This is a genomic window from Noviherbaspirillum sp. UKPF54 (genome assembly GCF_007874125.1).
Lineage (GTDB): Bacteria > Pseudomonadota > Gammaproteobacteria > Burkholderiales > Burkholderiaceae_D > Noviherbaspirillum.
This window is the reverse complement of the sequence record NZ_CP040128.1, coordinates 3,803,654-3,821,092: the sequence shown is the minus strand read 5'-3', so window position 1 is coordinate 3,821,092 and position 17,439 is coordinate 3,803,654. Positions and strand designations below refer to the sequence as shown.

Annotated in this window: 5 protein-coding genes; 4 read left to right on the top strand and 1 reads right to left on the bottom strand. The window is 63.3% G+C overall.

The window, feature by feature from the left end:
• Positions 1 to 27 precede the first annotated feature (27 nt).
• Positions 28 to 4,257 (bottom strand): MBG domain-containing protein, encoded by a 4,230-nt coding sequence (locus FAY22_RS17700; protein WP_146331641.1) that lies wholly within the window; start codon positions 4,255 to 4,257, stop codon positions 28 to 30.
• A 400-nt stretch (positions 4,258 to 4,657) separates the two neighbouring features.
• Here FAY22_RS17700 and FAY22_RS17695 point away from each other — a divergent pair, with 400 nt between their 5' ends.
• The 4 genes from FAY22_RS17695 (at position 4,658) to FAY22_RS17680 (ending at position 17,383) form a co-directional block, all read left to right on the top strand.
• A complete protein-coding gene (locus FAY22_RS17695) occupies positions 4,658 to 6,835 on the top strand; it encodes a type I secretion system permease/ATPase (protein WP_146331639.1) in 2,178 nt (725 codons plus the stop codon).
• Entirely contained in the window at positions 6,832 to 8,253 is a 1,422-nt protein-coding gene (locus FAY22_RS17690; protein WP_246860551.1) for an HlyD family type I secretion periplasmic adaptor subunit, read from the top strand. Before FAY22_RS17695 ends, FAY22_RS17690 begins: the two co-directional genes overlap by 4 nt.
• A 28-nt stretch (positions 8,254 to 8,281) precedes the next feature.
• Entirely contained in the window at positions 8,282 to 8,905 is a 624-nt protein-coding gene (locus tag FAY22_RS17685; protein ID WP_146331637.1) for a response regulator transcription factor, read from the top strand.
• Positions 8,906 to 9,013: 108 nt separating this feature from the next.
• A complete protein-coding gene (locus FAY22_RS17680) occupies positions 9,014 to 17,383 on the top strand; it encodes a VCBS domain-containing protein (protein WP_146331635.1) in 8,370 nt (2,789 codons plus the stop codon).
• Positions 17,384 to 17,439: the final 56 nt, after the last annotated feature.

The following is a 17,439-nucleotide window of genomic DNA, read 5'->3' as shown; positions in this document are numbered from 1 at the left end:
TTCTGCGTTATCGGTTGTCTTGCCCGCTTACTTGGAGTCGCTCGTGTTCGCCGCGGGCGCGCTCAAATCGCCCGGCATATGAATGCCGCCCGACACCACCATCACGTTCAGGAATTTCACGTCCCGCCCGGCGGATGTCGCCTGCGATGCCGTCTGCTTCTGGCGGCTGACCACGTTCGGCGTGGCGTCGCCGTCTGCCTGGGCGCTATCGGGCGCGGCGGCACTGGTCGCGCCGGCATTCTGCGACGCGGCCGGTGCCGCTGCCGTACTTGTGCCAGCGGGCGAGCCTGCCGGGCTGGCCGGAACGTCCGGCACCGCCACATAGGTCAGGCCGCCGACTGCGGGCGGCGTCAGGTTCGGCACGGTGGACGTGTACTGGGCCGGCGCTACGGCTGGCGCTGCGGCGGGCGTTACGCTCGGTGGCACAGTCGGTGGCACGGCCGGTGTTGCCGTGGGCGCGCCGGCGGAAATCGAGAGCGTGCCGTCGGCGAACGCGACTGCGTAATTGCTGTTACCAAGCGTGCCGCGATGGATGCCGTAGGTACCGGCGAGCTCGCCCGGATCGCGCGCGAGCTCGCCGGTGAGCGCGTCGGAGCCGATCAGATTGCCGCCGGTGACGTTCCAGGTGAATTGCGGATCGGCGCTGCCCGAGTTCTTGGTCTTGTTGTCCGCGGTGACGGAGATCGGGCGCGGCGTGATGGTCAGGCTGCCGCCGGTGGCGCTGATGGTGTAATTCGGATTGGACTGGGTGCTGATCGCATAGCTGCCCGCATTCTCGCCGCTTGCACGGGACAGCGTCAGGGCATCGCTGCCGACCAGATTGCCGCTGCTGATCGTGTAGGTGAGCGTCGGGTCGGCGCTGCCGTAGACCTTGGACTTGGCGTCGAAAACCACCGAGATCGGACGCGGGGTGATCGTCAGGTTGCCGTTGTTGAAGGTAATGGCGTAGTTGCTGTTGTTGGCGCTGGTGAGCGATCCCTGGGTAATGTCGTAGGTGCCCGCATTCTCGCCTGTCGCACGGGTCAGGCTGCCTGTCAAAGCCTCGGAATTGACCAGGCTGCCGCCTGTCACCGAGTAGCTGAGAGCGGGGTCGGCCTCGCCATAGATCTTGGACTTTCCGGTCGCGCTGACCGTGATCGAGCGCGGAGTAATGCCGGCAGCGACATCCTTGCTGCTTGCGTCGAGCACGTAATCGCTTGGCAGAGAACCGTGCGTACTGCTGGCAATGCTGTTGATGGTCAGGCCGGAAACAGTCACCTTGGTTGCAACGCCGGCATCCTTGCTGTCGTATGCGGCGTTAGCCGAGCCGAGCGCTGCACCGCTGTCGCCTGCAGCGTATCCGGAGATAGTCCAGCTCGGCGAGAAGCCGGACGGCGCGGCGGTGGTGCCGTCATATTCCTTGGACACGCTCGAGTTCGTCAGTGTCGCGGTAAGCGTTTTTGGTGTGATCGCGGCAGTATTGCTGCCGGTGGTGCGTTGCGTCAGCGTCGGCAACTGATAGTTGCTGGCGAGCCCGCCATTGGAGCCATCGTTCAGCGTGATGCCGTTGATGTACTGGGCGCTGGCGGCATGCGCGCTGTTGGCTGTCGCGCCGCTGTAGGCCAGGGTTTCGTTGTTTACCAGATTACCGATGGTCACTAAGCCGCTCAGATCATCCGTTCCGTCATAGGTCTTGGTCGCCGACAGCGTCACGGTGCGTGGCGTGATGCTGGCATTGGCGCTGGCGGAGGTCCCGGACAGGGAGTAATTGCCGGCATCCGCGCCGGACAGCGTAATCCCCGTGATGCTCACGTTATAGTTGCCCACGTTCTTGCTGCCGAACGTGCCGCTGCCACTCAGCGTGACGTTGTCGCCGCTGACCAGGCCGGTTGCCGTGACCGCTGCGGTGGTCGTGCCGTCATATACCTTGCCGGCGGCGATCGGCGTCAGTGCCTTGGGGGTGATCGTGTAGGTGCCGTTGTTGTAGTAGGCAACCGCGTAAGTCGTTCCGCCCGAAGAGAAATCTTTCAGATTGGAAGGATTGGCAATCAGATCGGAGTAGGTTGCCACGTTCTTACTGGCGGTACTAAAAGCCGGATATGGATTCAGGTCGGTCGGGGCAAATCCGGAGGGCCCGCCCAGGCTGGTGAGTGTCAGTCCGGTTGCGGCTGTGGTACCGTCATAGATCTTGCTGCCGTTGCCGGTCTGGATCACATAAATCGGCATGGTCGACAGGTCGACGGCCTGGTAGGCCGCATACAGGTAGCTGTTGTTCGATCCCGGCACGACCAGGTAGCCGCAATTCAGATAGCCGCTGCTGCAAGTGACTTGCGGCGTGCGGGTATAGCCTGATAGTTGCGGCACGCCGTTAATATAGACCAGCCAGCTGGCGACGGACGGACCTTGGAAGACGATGGTTGGCGAGTTGCCGGAAGCGCTGCCATAGTTGATCAAGCCGATCGCTCCCTGATCGCGCTGTTCCTGAAGCGTCGCTGTTTTAGTCGCCTGTCCAGGAGAGGAATTCACCGCATTCATCAGCATGTTGCCGCCGTTCGGAGCGCTGCCGATCGTAGTGACGGTTCCGGTTTTCGCCTCAAATCCGATGCCGAACGTATTGAGGCCGCCGGCGCTTTCTCCGGTAATGAACAGGTTGCCGGTGCCGGATTGGATGGTGGCGTTCGACAGGATATAGACGCCGCCGGTTGTTGCGGAATAACTGCCGCTGCTCGAACCGACCAGCGATTTGCCATTGATGGTGATGTTGCCGCCCTGGGACAATATGGACTTGCCTGCTTCAACCAGGATGGCGGCGCGGCTGGAATCCAGATTCATCGCATAGCCTATCCCGTTCGTGGTCGCGCCTTGGGCGCCGCCGATGAGGATGTTCCCGCCGTTCGACTTCAGGTTTGCATTGATGTCGACGCCACCCGTGGTTGCTCCCGATTTGTTGGCTGCGTTCAGAGTGATGTTGAGTTTGCCGACGGTCGAGGTGACGTCGCTGTTGACGATGATGTTGCGGTCCGCGCGCAGCGTCAGCGTCGCATCGCCGCCAGCACTCTTGGTGATGGCGCTGGCCACCGTGATATCGCCGTTGCCGGTGGAGGCGCTGCCGCCCAGGCTCGTGTCGCTGGTCTGCGTGGACACCGTCACGCTGGTGCCGTTGTTGAGCGTGTTGGCGATATTGCTCGCCGCCGTGGCGGTGATCGTGTAGTCGTACGGGTCGATCAGCCACTGGCCGCCGCTGCCGTTTTTCGCGCCGGCGTTGACCACCAGTCCCGGCGCGGTGTCGACCTGCGCCGCCGAGGTTTCGATGAATCCGCCGTTGCCGCCGCTGGGCGCGCTCGCATCCAGCGTGCCGCCTGCCTCCACGCGCCCGTTGTGCATGTCGCCGAGCAGCATGATCTTGCCCTGCTCGCCGGTCGCCAGCGTCTGCGCCTGGATCAGCCCGGTGTTGTTGATCACGGTGCTCACCAGGTCGCCGGCAGCCTGCGCGTTCAGCAGGACGGTGCCGCCGTCGGCGCGGATGGCGCCGCCGTTGGCGATCATCGCATCGAGCGCGGCCTTTTGCACCTGCAGCTTGACCGGGCCGCCAAAGTCGAGCATGACCTGGCTGCCGGCGCCCATCAAGACATTGCCGCTCGGCGCGTCGATGCTGCCGGCATTCGTGATCTTCGCCGCAATCAGCGCGACGCTGCCGCCCGGCGCAGCCTGGATGTTCCCTTGGTTGATGACGGCATTGCCGCTGCTGCCTTCGAATTGGTATTTGCCAGACAGAAAATCTTCCGTCTTCATGTTCAAGGTCGAGGCGACCAGTCCGCCGACATTGACTTGCGCGGTCGGTGAAAACAACACGCCGTTCGGGTTGATCAGGAAGACCTGGCCGTTGGCCTTCAGCGCGCCCTGGATCATCGACGCGTCCGCGCCCAGCACGCGGTTGAGCGCGACGGCACTGGCGGATGGCTGGACGAAGGTGACGCTGTTGCCCTGGCCGATGGAAAAGCCTTGCCAATCGATTGCCATCTTGCCGGTCGACTGGTTGATCGTCATGGCTGATCCAGTGGTGCTGATGTTGCCGCTGCCGGCCACCACGCTGCCGCCGGTGGGAAGAGCGCCGGCCGCCAGCGCCGACGTTCCAGCCAGCGACAATGAAACGGCCGCCAGTTGTCTGCGGCGCTGCATGCGGCTGCTCTTGATCTTGCCGCGTGCGGTGCCTAACTCGGAGGCAGCCTGCCATACGCCCTTGCTGGCATTCCATACCACGCGATAAATCCTGTTCATTTCTTTCTCCCCCGAGCTGCTTGCCGTAAAATTGATCCGGATCAAATGCTACATTTGGTTGCAAGCTTTGCTCTTTCCTTCAGGAATTAAATTTCTTCACTTCAAGTAAATGTCTCCAGCAAGCAACGTTGCTATACGGAAATTAGATTTGTCGGAATGAATTTCAAGCTCGCCCAGTAATGACGGGGCAATTTCGTTGTCGCGAAATTTCAAATTCGCACCGAAAATTTAATTGACTGTGATTAACTGTTACAAAATGCAACTTACAATGGTGGTCGTTGCCTAAGCGAATCACGTCGCCGTTTTTCAACGGCGAAAGCAATCACGCGTTTTCGAAAAGACTGCGCATATTGCTTATCAGCAATTCGTATTCACCCTTCGCCTCCGCAGGCTGGACAACATGACTCTTGATACGGCAAAGACAACAACCGACCTGAACCACGGTTTGCGTGAAGACCAGCTTCACCATGACCCCTTGCTGGATTGCCTTGTCGAGTTGGTACGCATCCACGGCCGGCCCGCAACCCATGCCGCGCTGGCGGCCGGTCTGCCGCTGGCGAAGGAAGGATTGACGCCGGCGCTGTTTGCACGCGCGGCGGCACGCGCCGGATTCTCGAGCAAGGTGGTGCGGCGCGCCCTGGAAAATATCGATGCCGCCTTGCTGCCGGTGATCTTGTTGCTCGAAGGAAATGAAGCTTGCGTATTGCTGGGCTGGGATGAAGCCACTGGCGACGCCCGCCTGCTGTTCCCGGAAACGGGGCAGGGGACGGTGAGCATGCCGCGCGCGGCGCTGGCGCAGCGTTATTCGGGTGTCGCGATTTTTTCGCGTCCGCATTTCCGCTTCGATCAGCGCACCCCGGCGCTGGTCAGCGCGCCCGGCCGCCACTGGTTCTGGGGCGCGATCCTTGAGCAGCGCACGATCTTCAAGGATGTGCTTGCCGCGGCGCTGTTGATCAACCTGTTCGGCCTGGCCATGCCCTTGTTCACGATGAACGTGTACGACCGGGTGGTGCCGAATTTCGCCGAAGCGACTCTGTGGGTGCTGGCCGCCAGCATGACGCTGGTGCTGGTGCTGGATTACGTGATCCGGCTCATGCGCGGCCATTTCGTCGATCTGGCCAGCGCGCGCGTCGATCTGAAACTGTCCTCCCTGATCATGGAGCGCGTGCTGGGCATGCAGATGTCGCAGCGCCCGGCGTCGGTGGGCGCGTTCGCCGCCAACCTGCGCTCGTTCGAGACGGTGCGCGACTTCATCGCGTCGGCCACGGTGACCACCCTGGTCGACCTGCCGTTCACCTTGCTGTTCCTGGCGGTGCTGGCGTGGATATCGTGGCCGCTCGTGTTCATCCCGCTGATCGGCATGATCGTGATCGTCGTCTACAGCTACATGGTGCAGCACAAGATGCGGGAGCTGGCGGAAACCACCTTCCGCGCCGCGGCCATGCGCAATGCGACGCTGGTCGAAAGCCTGACCGGCCTGGAGACCATCAAGGCGCACGGCGCGGAAAGCCAGATGCAGGCCAAGTGGGAAAAGGCGACCGCGTTCCTGGCGCGCGTGAGCGGCCAGCTGCGCTTGCTGTCGTCGTCCAGCATGTACGGCGTGGCGTCGCTGCAGCAGTTCGTCAACGTGGCCATCGTCGCCGCCGGCGTCTACCTGATCCACGAGCGCATGCTCTCGATGGGCGGCCTGATCGCGGCCACCACGCTGGCGTCGCGCGCGATGGCGCCGCTCGGCCAGGTGGTCGGGCTGCTGCTGCAGTTCCAGAACGCCAAGACCGCGCTTTCCGCGCTGGAAAAAGTGGTCGATACGCCCGGCGAGCGCGGCACCGAAGGCGCGTTCGTGCATCGCCCGGAAATCAAGGGCGAGATCGAATTCCGCGACGTGCATTTCAGCTATCCGGGCAGCCGCACCGAGGCGCTGCGCGGCATCAGTTTCCGCGTGCGGCCCGGAGAAAAGGTGCTGGTGCTGGGGCGCGTCGGCTCCGGCAAGTCGACGCTGCAAAAACTCATTCTCGGCCTGTTCGCCCCCACCAAGGGCGCGGTGCTGCTCGACGGTGTCGACCTGCGCCAGCTCGACCCGGCCGACATCCGCCGCAACCTCGGCTACGTGGAACAGGATTCGCTGCTGTTCTACGGCAGCCTACGTGAAAACATCACGATCCGTGCGCCGTACGTGGATGACGGCGCCATGATCGCCGCCGCCGAAATGGCCGGGTTGTCGGAGTTCGTCAACCGCCATCCGGAAGGCTACGACATGATCGTCGGCGAGCGCGGCGAGTCGCTCTCCGGCGGGCAGCGCCAGGGCATTGCGATTGCGCGCGCGGTGCTGCTCGATCCGCCGGTCATGCTGCTCGACGAACCGACCAGTTCCATGGACTTCTCCTCCGAAATCCAGATCAAGGAAAGCATCCGAACCTATGCGAAGCACAAAACGATGGTCATCGTCACGCACCGCTCCACGCTGATGGACCTGGCCGACCGCATCATCGTCATGGATGACGGCAGGATCGTGGCCGACGGCCCGCGCGACAAGGTCGTCGCCGCGCTGCAGACCGGCCAGATCGCGAGGGCCGCATGATGACCCGGTTCATCGCACTGGCGCGCCGCGCCCACCGCCTGCTCGAAGCGATTCGCCTCCGCCTGCAGCCCGCACATGAACACTGGCTTAGCCGCATGTGGAGCGAGCAGGCGCAGCACGAGGATGACCAGGATTTCGTGCGCGACGCCGACCGTTTCATGATCCAGCAGGAACCGCTGCGCGCACGCATCCTGATGCGTGCCTTGCTCGGCGTGGTCGTGCTGTTCGTGCTGTGGGCCGCCGTGGTCAGGATCGACGAAGTGACCAAGGGCGATGGCAAGGTCATCCCGTCGCGCCAGCTGCAGGTGCTGCAAAGCCTGGACGGCGGCATCGTGTCCAAGATCGCCGTGACCGAAGGGCAGCAGGTGGACGCCGGGCAGCTGCTGTTGCAGGTCGACTCGACCCGCTTCGAATCCTCGGTGCGCGAAAACCGCTCCCAGTACCTGTCGCTGGCGGCCAAGGCCGCACGCCTGCAAGCCATCGGCGAAGGCACGCCGTTTTCACTGGACCCGGAAGTGGAGAAGGAAGACCCGAAGACGGTGGCCGAGGAGCGCCAGCTGTACGAGACCGCCACCCACGAACTGAATGCCCAGGTCTCCATCGCGCAGCAGCAGATGGCGCAGCGCCAGCAGGAGCTGAGCGAGGCGCGCGCGCGCCAGGCGCAGGCGTCGCAGGCCTACGAGCTGGCCGCCAAGGAATACAGCGTCACCAAGCCGCTGCTCGCCTCCGGCGCGGTGTCCGAGGTTGACCTGCTGCGCCTGGAGCGCGATGTGGCGCGCTTCCGGGGCGAACGCGACGTGGCCGCGGCGCAGATTTCGCGCGCCCAGGCCGCGATCGCCGAGGCCACCCGCAAGATCCAGGAAGTCGAGCTGACGGTGCGTAACACCGCCCGCAAGGAGTATTCCGAGACCATGGCCAAGATGAACGCGCTGGCGCAGACCAGCACCGGCCTGAGCGACCGGGTCAAGCAGTCGGCGATCCGCTCGCCGGTCAAGGGCACGGTCAAGCGCCTGCTGGTCAACACCGTCGGCGGCGTGGTGCAGCCCGGGCGCGACATCGTCGAGATCGTCCCGAGCGAAGACCAGCTGGTGCTGGAGGCGCGCGTGCTGCCGAAGGATATCGCCTTCCTGCGGCCGGGGCAGAAGGCGACGGTGAAATTCACCGCCTATGACTTTTCGATCTATGGCGGCCTGGAAGCCAAGCTTGAGCACATCGGCGCGGACTCGGTGACCGACGAACGCGGCAACACGTTTTACACGGTGCGGGTGCGCACCGCGAAGTCGTATCTCGGCTCGCATCTGCCCATTATTCCGGGCATGGTGGCCGAAGTCGACATCATCACGGGTGAAAAGAGCATTCTGTCTTACCTGATGAAGCCGGTATTGCGGGCCAAGCAGGCGGCGCTGACCGAAAGGTAGTTTAAAAAGAATAACACCGGGTGCTTCGATGACATATCAACTGTTTGTCTCCGCCAGCGGAGACATGTTGCCGCGCTGGCGGGAAGCCTTTCCCGCGGCGCGCAGTGTCGCGCTGAATGCGCTGACCAAGCCGCTGCCGGCGCCGGCCATGGTTTGGTTGCGCCTGGACGCGAACAAGACGATGGCCGAGCAGGTCGCGTTGGTCCATGCGCGCATCGGACCGGCGCCGTTGATCGTGATGAGCGATATCCCGAACGATGACGAGGCGCTGGCAGCGTTTTCCGTGTCGGCGAAGGGATATTGCAATGCGCACGCCATTGCCGAGTTGCTGCAGCAGATCGAAGCGGTGGTGCGCAACGGCGGCCTCTGGATCGGCGAAGGCCTGATTCACCGCATGCTGGGCAGCCTGCACCGCATCCCCGCCGCCATCCCTTCGCGTTCCCCCAATTGGGAGGCGGCCTTGACCGACAGGGAACGCGAAGTCGCGCAGGCTATCTGTTCCGGCGCCAGCAACAAGGAAGTCGCGCGCCAATTGCAGATCACCGAACGCACGGTAAAGGCGCATGTCGGCTCCATCTTCGAGAAACTGAAGGTGCGCGACCGTCTGCAACTGGCCCTGCTGATCAAGGAACAGGTGAACGCGGAGCAGTAAAAAGGGAGCGGCCGGGGCTCCCGGTTGTACCAAGGTACAATTTTTGGCCGGAAAGATTTCCGATAGGCTAGTAAGGACAATCACTCCTACTCTTATCAGGAATCCATCATGGCCCAAGCAAACAACGTTGTCGGTCGCGTCATCGCCCTGCAGGGACAGGCTTTTGTCCGCACTCCGGATGGCCATCAGCGCCAGCTCCAGCTCAATGATGTAGTGCACGAAGGAGAGGTCATCGTGACCGCTCCCGGCGGCCAGGTGGAACTGAGCTTTGCCTCCGGGAAAACTTACCTGATTCATCAAAACGAAACGGCGATGCTGGATGCCGCCGTGTTCGCCGCCGATGCGCCAGCGCCGGCCGATGCGGCGCTGTTTTCCCAGAATGCCGAGATCAACAACGTCACCAAGGCGATTGCCGCCGGCAACAGCCTCGACGCCCTGCTGGATGAAACCGCGGCCGGTCTGACCGGTGGTGGCGGCGAAAACAGTTCGCACTCGTTCGTTAAACTGATGCGAGTGGCGGAAACCGTCGCGCCATTGAATATCCAGTTTGAAAGCACCGAGAGGGTGGTGACGGCGCCCCAGGCCAATGAAGAAATCCGTGTGCCGGCACCCGTGACGGCTCAGGCCACAGCGCCCGAGACGACGGTGACTCCCGTCGCCCCCACCATCACGCTTAATCCGATTACCGGCGATAACGTCCTGAACGCCAGCGAAATCAGCGGCACTGTCGCCGTCACTGGCAGCGTCGGCGGCGGCGCGCAAGCCGGCGACACGGTGGCGCTTACTGTCGGCGGCAAAACATACACAGGCCAGGTCCTTGCGGATCACAGCTACAGCATCGACGTTCCCGGCGCCGACATGAATGGCGCGACCAGCCTCACCGCAACCGTTACCTCCGGTAGCGGAAGCACGGCGACGAGCGCCAGCGCCAGCCTGGGCTACACGGTCGATACCGCCGCGGCGGCGTCGATCACCATCGACCCGGTCAGTGCCGACAACGTCGTCAATTCTGCCGAAGCGGCGAGTTCGGTCACCATCACCGGCACGGTCGGCGGCGATGCAAAAGCAGGCGATATCGTCACGCTGAGCGTCAACGGTCATAGCTATTCGGGCACTGTTCATGCGGACAATGCCTATGCGATCAATGTTTCCGGCGCTGACTTGGCTGCTGCAGGCAATGTGAGCGCGAGCGTGACTGCCACCGATGCGGCTGGCAACACGGCGACGGCGAGTGCGAGCCATGCCTACGGCGTCGACTTGGCCGCGGCGGCATCGATCGCGATCGATCCGATCACTGGCGACAACATCATCAATGCAGCGGAAAGGGGCGGCGATGTCATTACCGTGACGGGCGCGGTAGGCGGCGACGCGAAGGTGGACGACGTGGTGACGCTGACGGTGGGCGGCGGCACTTACACGGGTCACGTCGTCGACCTAGGCGACGGTAAGCTGAGCTTTAGCATCGATGTAGGCAGCGGCGACCTGGCCGAAAACAGCAGCATCAGCGCCAGCATCACGGCGAGCGATGCGGCGGGCAACACGGTGACGGCAAGCGTAGAGCTTCCCTATAACAACACGCCGGTCGCGACAACTGGCGCGGTGACGACCGAAGAGAACAGCGTTCTGAGCGGCCAGGTGCCGGCGGCAAGCGATGCTGACGGCGCGATAGCCGGCTACCAGCTGGTCGATAGCGTCGGCGCCGGCAACGGCAGCCTGACCTTCAATGCGGATGGCACTTACAGCTTCAATCCGGGCAGCGACTTCGATAACCTGGCTGCAGGGCAAAGCCGCGAGGTAAGCTTTACTTATGCGGCAACGGACGATAAGGGCGCTGTCAGCGAGCCGGCGATCGTGACGATCACCGTGACGGGCACGAACGACGTGCCTGTGGCCGTGGCCGCTGCTGCCACGACGGCAGAAAACAGCGTGCTGGAAGGCCATGTACCGGCGGCCAGCGACGTGGATGGCACGATCGCCAGCTACCAACTGGTGGATGGCGTCGGCGGCGGCAATGGCGCGCTCACGTTCAACCAGGACGGCACGTACACCTTCAACCCGGGCAGCGACTTCGACAGCCTGGCTGCAGGGCAAAGCCGCGAGGTAAGCTTTACTTATGCGGCAACGGACAATAACGGTGCGGCCAGCGCAGCCCAGACCGTGACGATCACGGTCACCGGCACCAATGACGCCCCGGTGGTGAGCGCTGTGGTGACGGGCAGCGCCGTCGAGGATGGCGCTGTGGCGACGGTTGACGCACTGGCCAACGCTTCGGACGTGGATGCGGGCGCGGCCCTGCAAGTGGTGAACGTGCCGACGGACTTGCCGGCGGGCGTGAGCTACGATGCGGCGAGCCACAGCTTCACGCTGGACCCGAGCAATGCGGCCTACCAGTCGCTGGCCCAGGGCGCGACGACCACCGTGACGGTGAGCTACGGCGTGTCGGACGGCACCGCCACCACGCCGGCTTCGGTCACCTTCACCATCACCGGCACCAATGATGCACCGGTTGCCGTGGCTGCTGTTGCCACGACCGCAGAGAACAGCGTGCTGGAAGGCAATGTACCGGCGGCCAGCGACGTGGATGGCACAGTCGCCAGCTACCAGCTGGTGGATGGCGTGGGCAGCGGCAACGGCGCGCTCACGTTCCACCAGGACGGCACGTACACCTTCAACCCGGGCAGCGACTTCGACAGCCTGGCTGCGGGTACGAGCCGCCAGGTGAGCTTCACCTACACGGCAACGGACAATAACGGTGCAGCCAGCGCAGCCCAGACCGTGACGATCACGGTCACCGGCACCAATGACGCACCGGTGGCCGTTGCCGCTGTTGCCACGACCGCAGAGAACAGCGTGCTGGAAGGCAATGTACCGGCGGCCAGCGACGTGGATGGCACAGTCGCCAGCTACCAGCTGGTGGATGGCGTGGGCAGCGGCAACGGCGCGCTCACGTTCCACCAGGACGGCACGTACACCTTCAACCCGGGCAGCGACTTCGACAGCCTGGCTGCGGGGCAAAGCCGCCAGGTGAGCTTCACCTACACGGCAACGGACAATAACGGCGCGGCCAGCGCAGCCCAGACCGTGACGATCACGGTCACCGGCACCAATGACGCCCCGGTGGTGAGCGATGCGGTGACGGGCAGCGCCGTCGAGGATGGCGCTGTGGCGACGGTTGACGCGCTGGCCAACGCTTCGGACGTGGATGCGGGCGCGGCCCTGCAAGTGGTGAACGTGCCGACGGACTTGCCGGCGGGCGTGAGCTACGATGCGGCGAGCCACAGCTTCACGCTGGACCCGAGCAATGCGGCCTACCAGTCGCTGGCCCAGGGCGCGACGACCACCGTGACGGTGAGCTACGGCGTGTCGGACGGCACCGCCACCACGCCGGCTTCGGTCACCTTCACCATCACCGGCACCAATGATGCACCGGTTGCCGTGGCTGCTGTTGCCACGACCGCAGAGAACAGCGTGCTGGAAGGCAATGTACCGGCGGCCAGCGACGTGGATGGCACAGTCGCCAGCTACCAGCTGGTGGATGGCGTGGGCAGCGGCAACGGCGCGCTCACGTTCCACCAGGACGGCACGTACACCTTCAACCCGGGCAGCGACTTCGACAGCCTGGCTGCGGGTACGAGCCGCCAGGTGAGCTTCACCTACACGGCAACGGACAATAACGGTGCAGCCAGCGCAGCCCAGACCGTGACGATCACGGTCACCGGCACCAATGACGCACCGGTGGCCGTTGCCGCTGTTGCCACGACCGCAGAGAACAGCGTGCTGGAAGGCAATGTACCGGCGGCCAGCGACGTGGATGGCACAGTCGCCAGCTACCAGCTGGTGGATGGCGTGGGCAGCGGCAACGGCGCGCTCACGTTCCACCAGGACGGCACGTACACCTTCAACCCGGGCAGCGACTTCGACAGCCTGGCTGCGGGGCAAAGCCGCCAGGTGAGCTTCACCTACACGGCAACGGACAATAACGGCGCGGCCAGCGCAGCCCAGACCGTGACGATCACGGTCACCGGCACCAATGACGCCCCGGTGGTGAGCGATGCGGTGACGGGCAGCGCCGTCGAGGATGGCGCTGTGGCGACGGTTGACGCGCTGGCCAACGCTTCGGACGTGGATGCGGGCGCGGCCCTGCAAGTGGTGAACGTGCCGACGGACTTGCCGGCGGGCGTGAGCTACGATGCGGCGAGCCACAGCTTCACGCTGGACCCGAGCAATGCGGCCTACCAGTCGCTGGCCCAGGGCGCGACGACCACCGTGACGGTGAGCTACGGCGTGTCGGACGGCACCGCCACCACGCCGGCTTCGGTCACCTTCACCATCACCGGCACCAATGATGCACCGGTTGCCGTGGCTGCTGTTGCCACGACCGCAGAGAACAGCGTGCTGGAAGGCAATGTACCGGCGGCCAGCGACGTGGATGGCACAGTCGCCAGCTACCAGCTGGTGGATGGCGTGGGCAGCGGCAACGGCGCGCTCACGTTCCACCAGGACGGCACGTACACCTTCAACCCGGGCAGCGACTTCGACAGCCTGGCTGCGGGGCAAAGCCGCCAGGTGAGCTTCACCTACACGGCAACGGACAATAACGGTGCAGCCAGCGCAGCCCAGACCGTCACGATCACGGTCACCGGCACCAATGACGCCCCGGTGGTGAGCGATGCGGTGACGGGCAGCGCCGTCGAGGATGGCGCTGTGGCGACGGTTGACGCGCTGGCCAACGCTTCGGACGTGGATGCGGGCGCGGCCCTGCAAGTGGTGAACGTGCCGACGGACTTGCCGGCGGGCGTGAGCTACGATGCGGCGAGCCACAGCTTCACGCTGGACCCGAGCAATGCGGCCTACCAGTCGCTGGCCCAGGGCGCGACGACCACCGTGACGGTGAGCTACGGCGTGTCGGACGGCACCGCCACCACGCCGGCTTCGGTCACCTTCACCATCACCGGCACCAATGATGCACCGGTTGCCGTGGCTGCTGTTGCCACGACCGCAGAGAACAGCGTGCTGGAAGGCAATGTACCGGCGGCCAGCGACGTGGATGGCACAGTTGCCAGCTACCAGCTGGTGGATGGCGTGGGCAGCGGCAACGGCGCGCTCACGTTCCACCAGGACGGCACGTACACCTTCAACCCGGGCAGCGACTTCGACAGCCTGGCTGCGGGGCAAAGCCGCCAGGTGAGCTTCACCTACACGGCAACGGACAATAACGGTGCAGCCAGCGCAGCCCAGACCGTCACGATCACGGTCACCGGCACCAATGACGCCCCGGTGGTGAGCGATGCGGTGACGGGCAGCGCCGTCGAGGATGGCGCTGTGGCGACGGTTGACGCGCTGGCCAACGCTTCGGACGTGGATGCGGGCGCGGCCCTGCAAGTGGTGAACGTGCCGACGGACTTGCCGGCGGGCGTGAGCTACGATGCGGCGAGCCACAGCTTCACGCTGGACCCGAGCAATGCGGCCTACCAGTCGCTGGCCCAGGGCGCGACGACCACCGTGACGGTGAGCTACGGCGTGTCGGACGGCACCGCCACCACGCCGGCTTCGGTCACCTTCACCATCACCGGCACCAATGATGCACCGGTTGCCGTGGCTGCTGTTGCCACGACCGCAGAGAACAGCGTGCTGGAAGGCAATGTACCGGCGGCCAGCGACGTGGATGGCACAATCGCCAGCTACCAGCTGGTGGATGGCGTGGGCAGCGGCAACGGCGCGCTCACGTTCCACCAGGACGGCACGTACACCTTCAACCCGGGCAGCGACTTCGACAGCCTGGCTGCGGGTACGAGCCGCCAGGTGAGCTTCACCTACACGGCAACGGACAATAACGGTGCAGCCAGCGCAGCCCAGACCGTCACGATCACGGTCACCGGCACCAATGATGCAGCGATGATCACACCGGCAGTGGTGAACCTGACGGAAACCAACGCGATTCTGACCACCGGCGGCAAACTGGGGATCAGCGACGTGGACAGCCCCGCCACGTTCGTGGCGCGGACCGGTGCGGCGGGCAGCAACGGCTACGGCCACTTCAACCTGGCAAGCGACGGCACCTGGACTTACGCGACCGACACGGCGCACAACGAGTTCGTCGCCGGCCAGACCTACACCGACAAGCTGACGGTGACCAGCGTGGATGGGACGACCAGCACCATCACGGTCAACATCCTGGGTACCAACGAAGGGCCTGTCGTTGGCTCGGGAACGGCTCTTCTTTCCGAGGAAGGGCTGGCACAAGGGAATGCCGATAACATCGGTAATCCGGACAATACCAATGCCACCGTCGCTACCGGCACGCTGGCTGTATCGGATAGCGATAGCGGCAGCCTGACGATCAGCTTGTCAGGTCCGACCGGGCTGACTTCACATGGTTCAGCAGTGACCTGGAGCGGAACCGGAAGCAGCAACGACCCACTGATCGGTACTGCGAATGGAAGCGAAATCATCCGGGCGAGCATTGATAATGCCGGCCATTATTCGGTCACCTTAGCCGGATCACTTGACCATCCTGTGAGCGACGCAAACGCGGCGACAGCCGAGGACACGCTGACATTCTCCCTCGGAGTGCGGGTTTCCGACGGCGTTGCGAGCGCAAACGGCGCGATCGTTGTTACGGTCGAGGACGATATGCCTGTCGCTAGCCCTACCGTTATCAGCAATACCGCTACCCAGGTAGACACTAACCTCCTGGTCGTCCTCGATGTTTCGGGATCGATGGACGATGGCAGCGGAATGACCGGTCTGACTCGACTCGAGGCGTCGGTTGCAGCAGTCAAGGAGCTGGTCGAACAGTATGACAGCCTGGGCGACGTTAAGATCAATCTCGTAACGTTCTCGTCAACGGCATCCATCCAAAATTACAACGGGTCCGGCGGTACTTGGCTCACGGCCAGCCAGGCCAAACTTTTCCTGGATACCTTATCGGCCGGTGGCTACACGAACTACGATGCGGCCTTGGCCGCGGTGCAAACCGCTTTTTCCAACGGAGGCAAGATCGCGGGTGGCCAGAACGTTCTGTACTTCCTTTCGGACGGCGACCCGACGACGGCAGGCGGGACCGCAAATTCCCTGGGTATCACGGGTTCCGAAATCACTGATTGGCAGAATTACCTCAGTGCGCACAATATCAATGCCTATGCGATCGGCTTGGGCTCAGGTGTGATTCAGAGTAATCTCAATCCGGTGGCTTACAACGGTGTCGACCACGTGGATCGGAATGGCATGGTGGTGTCCGACATGAGTCAATTGGGTTCCGCCTTGTCTTCGCTGGTGCAAAACGACTATAGCGGCAACCTGCTCACCGACGGTTCGTTGCTTGGAAGCTTCGGCGCTGACGGAGGACGTTTGAGCGTTATCAGTTACGGCAATAACGACTTCACTTTCGACGGCTCATCAGTCGCTCGCACTGGTAGCGGCACGACCTCCTTCAGCTTTGATTCGGCCACGCATCAATTGAACCTGACGACTGCAGGTGGAGCGCTGACCATCGATATGGATACGGGTAATTACACCTACCATAGCGGCACATCGGCATTCGTCGCCCAAGAAGTGATCGGATATACCCTGCGCGACATGGACGGCGATACCTCTTCGAGTACCGTCACCATGAATTTCAGCGAGCCGCATGTCGCTCCGATTGTCAGGGACGACAACGTGATCATGGCCAGCGGCAATGTATCGCAGAGCCAGGTGACGGTGAAAGACGCATGGCTGCTATGGAATGACAGTGATCAAAGCGGGAATTCGATCTCCATTACCAACACTGCCAACGCCGCTTCCCATAGCGGGGGGCAGGTTGTTGATAGTGTTTCTGGCAGCAATAATGGCACCGGCAGCTTCTCTTACACCGGCACTGCGGATGACGGCTTGTCGGATACCGGGAATGTGACGATCAGGACGACTAACAACAGCACGCTGAGTGGCGACGGCCTTGACAATATCATTATCGGCGACAGCTCGTCCGAGACCATTCGCGGATATGAAGGCAACGACGTATTGGTGGGTAACGGCGGCGCAGACAGTCTCGATGGCGGCGCGGGTAATGACTTGTTGATCGGCGGTGCTGGTAACGATACCCTGACCGGAGGGGCAGGTGCTGATACCTTCGCTTGGACATTGTCCGATCGCGGCACCGCCGGCAAGCCGGCAATCGACAAGATCACCGACTTCGGCACCGCTGCATACACGGCGGACGGCAGCGGCGATCGGCTCGACCTGCGCGACCTGCTGGTGAGCGAGAACCACACCACTGGCAGCGGCAACTTGGCCAACTACCTGCGCTTCGAGAAGTCGGGCAGCGATACCATCGTTCATGTCAGCAGCAATGGTGGTTTCAACAACGGCTACAGCGCAGGCGCGGAAGATCAGAAGATCGTGCTGAGCAACGTGGATCTGGCGGCGCTGTACAACACGACCTCGGACGGCGCGATCATCCAGCACCTGTTGCAGAACAATAAGCTGATCACCGACTGAACGGTGTCATGCGGCCGGCTGAGTTGAGCCGGCCGCATGACAGTCGACACATGCAG

Excerpts from the sequence above, each read along its gene's own strand:
- FAY22_RS17690 (WP_246860551.1), top strand. The coding sequence starts at position 6,832 with ATGATGACCCGGTTCATCGCACTGGCGCGCCGCGCCCACCGCCTGCTC.
- FAY22_RS17685 (WP_146331637.1), top strand. The coding sequence starts at position 8,282 with ATGACATATCAACTGTTTGTCTCCGCCAGCGGAGACATGTTGCCGCGC.
- FAY22_RS17680 (WP_146331635.1), top strand. The coding sequence starts at position 9,014 with ATGGCCCAAGCAAACAACGTTGTCGGTCGCGTCATCGCCCTGCAGGGA.
- FAY22_RS17700 (WP_146331641.1), bottom strand. The coding sequence starts at position 4,257 with ATGAACAGGATTTATCGCGTGGTATGGAATGCCAGCAAGGGCGTATGG.
- FAY22_RS17695 (WP_146331639.1), top strand. The coding sequence starts at position 4,658 with ATGACTCTTGATACGGCAAAGACAACAACCGACCTGAACCACGGTTTG.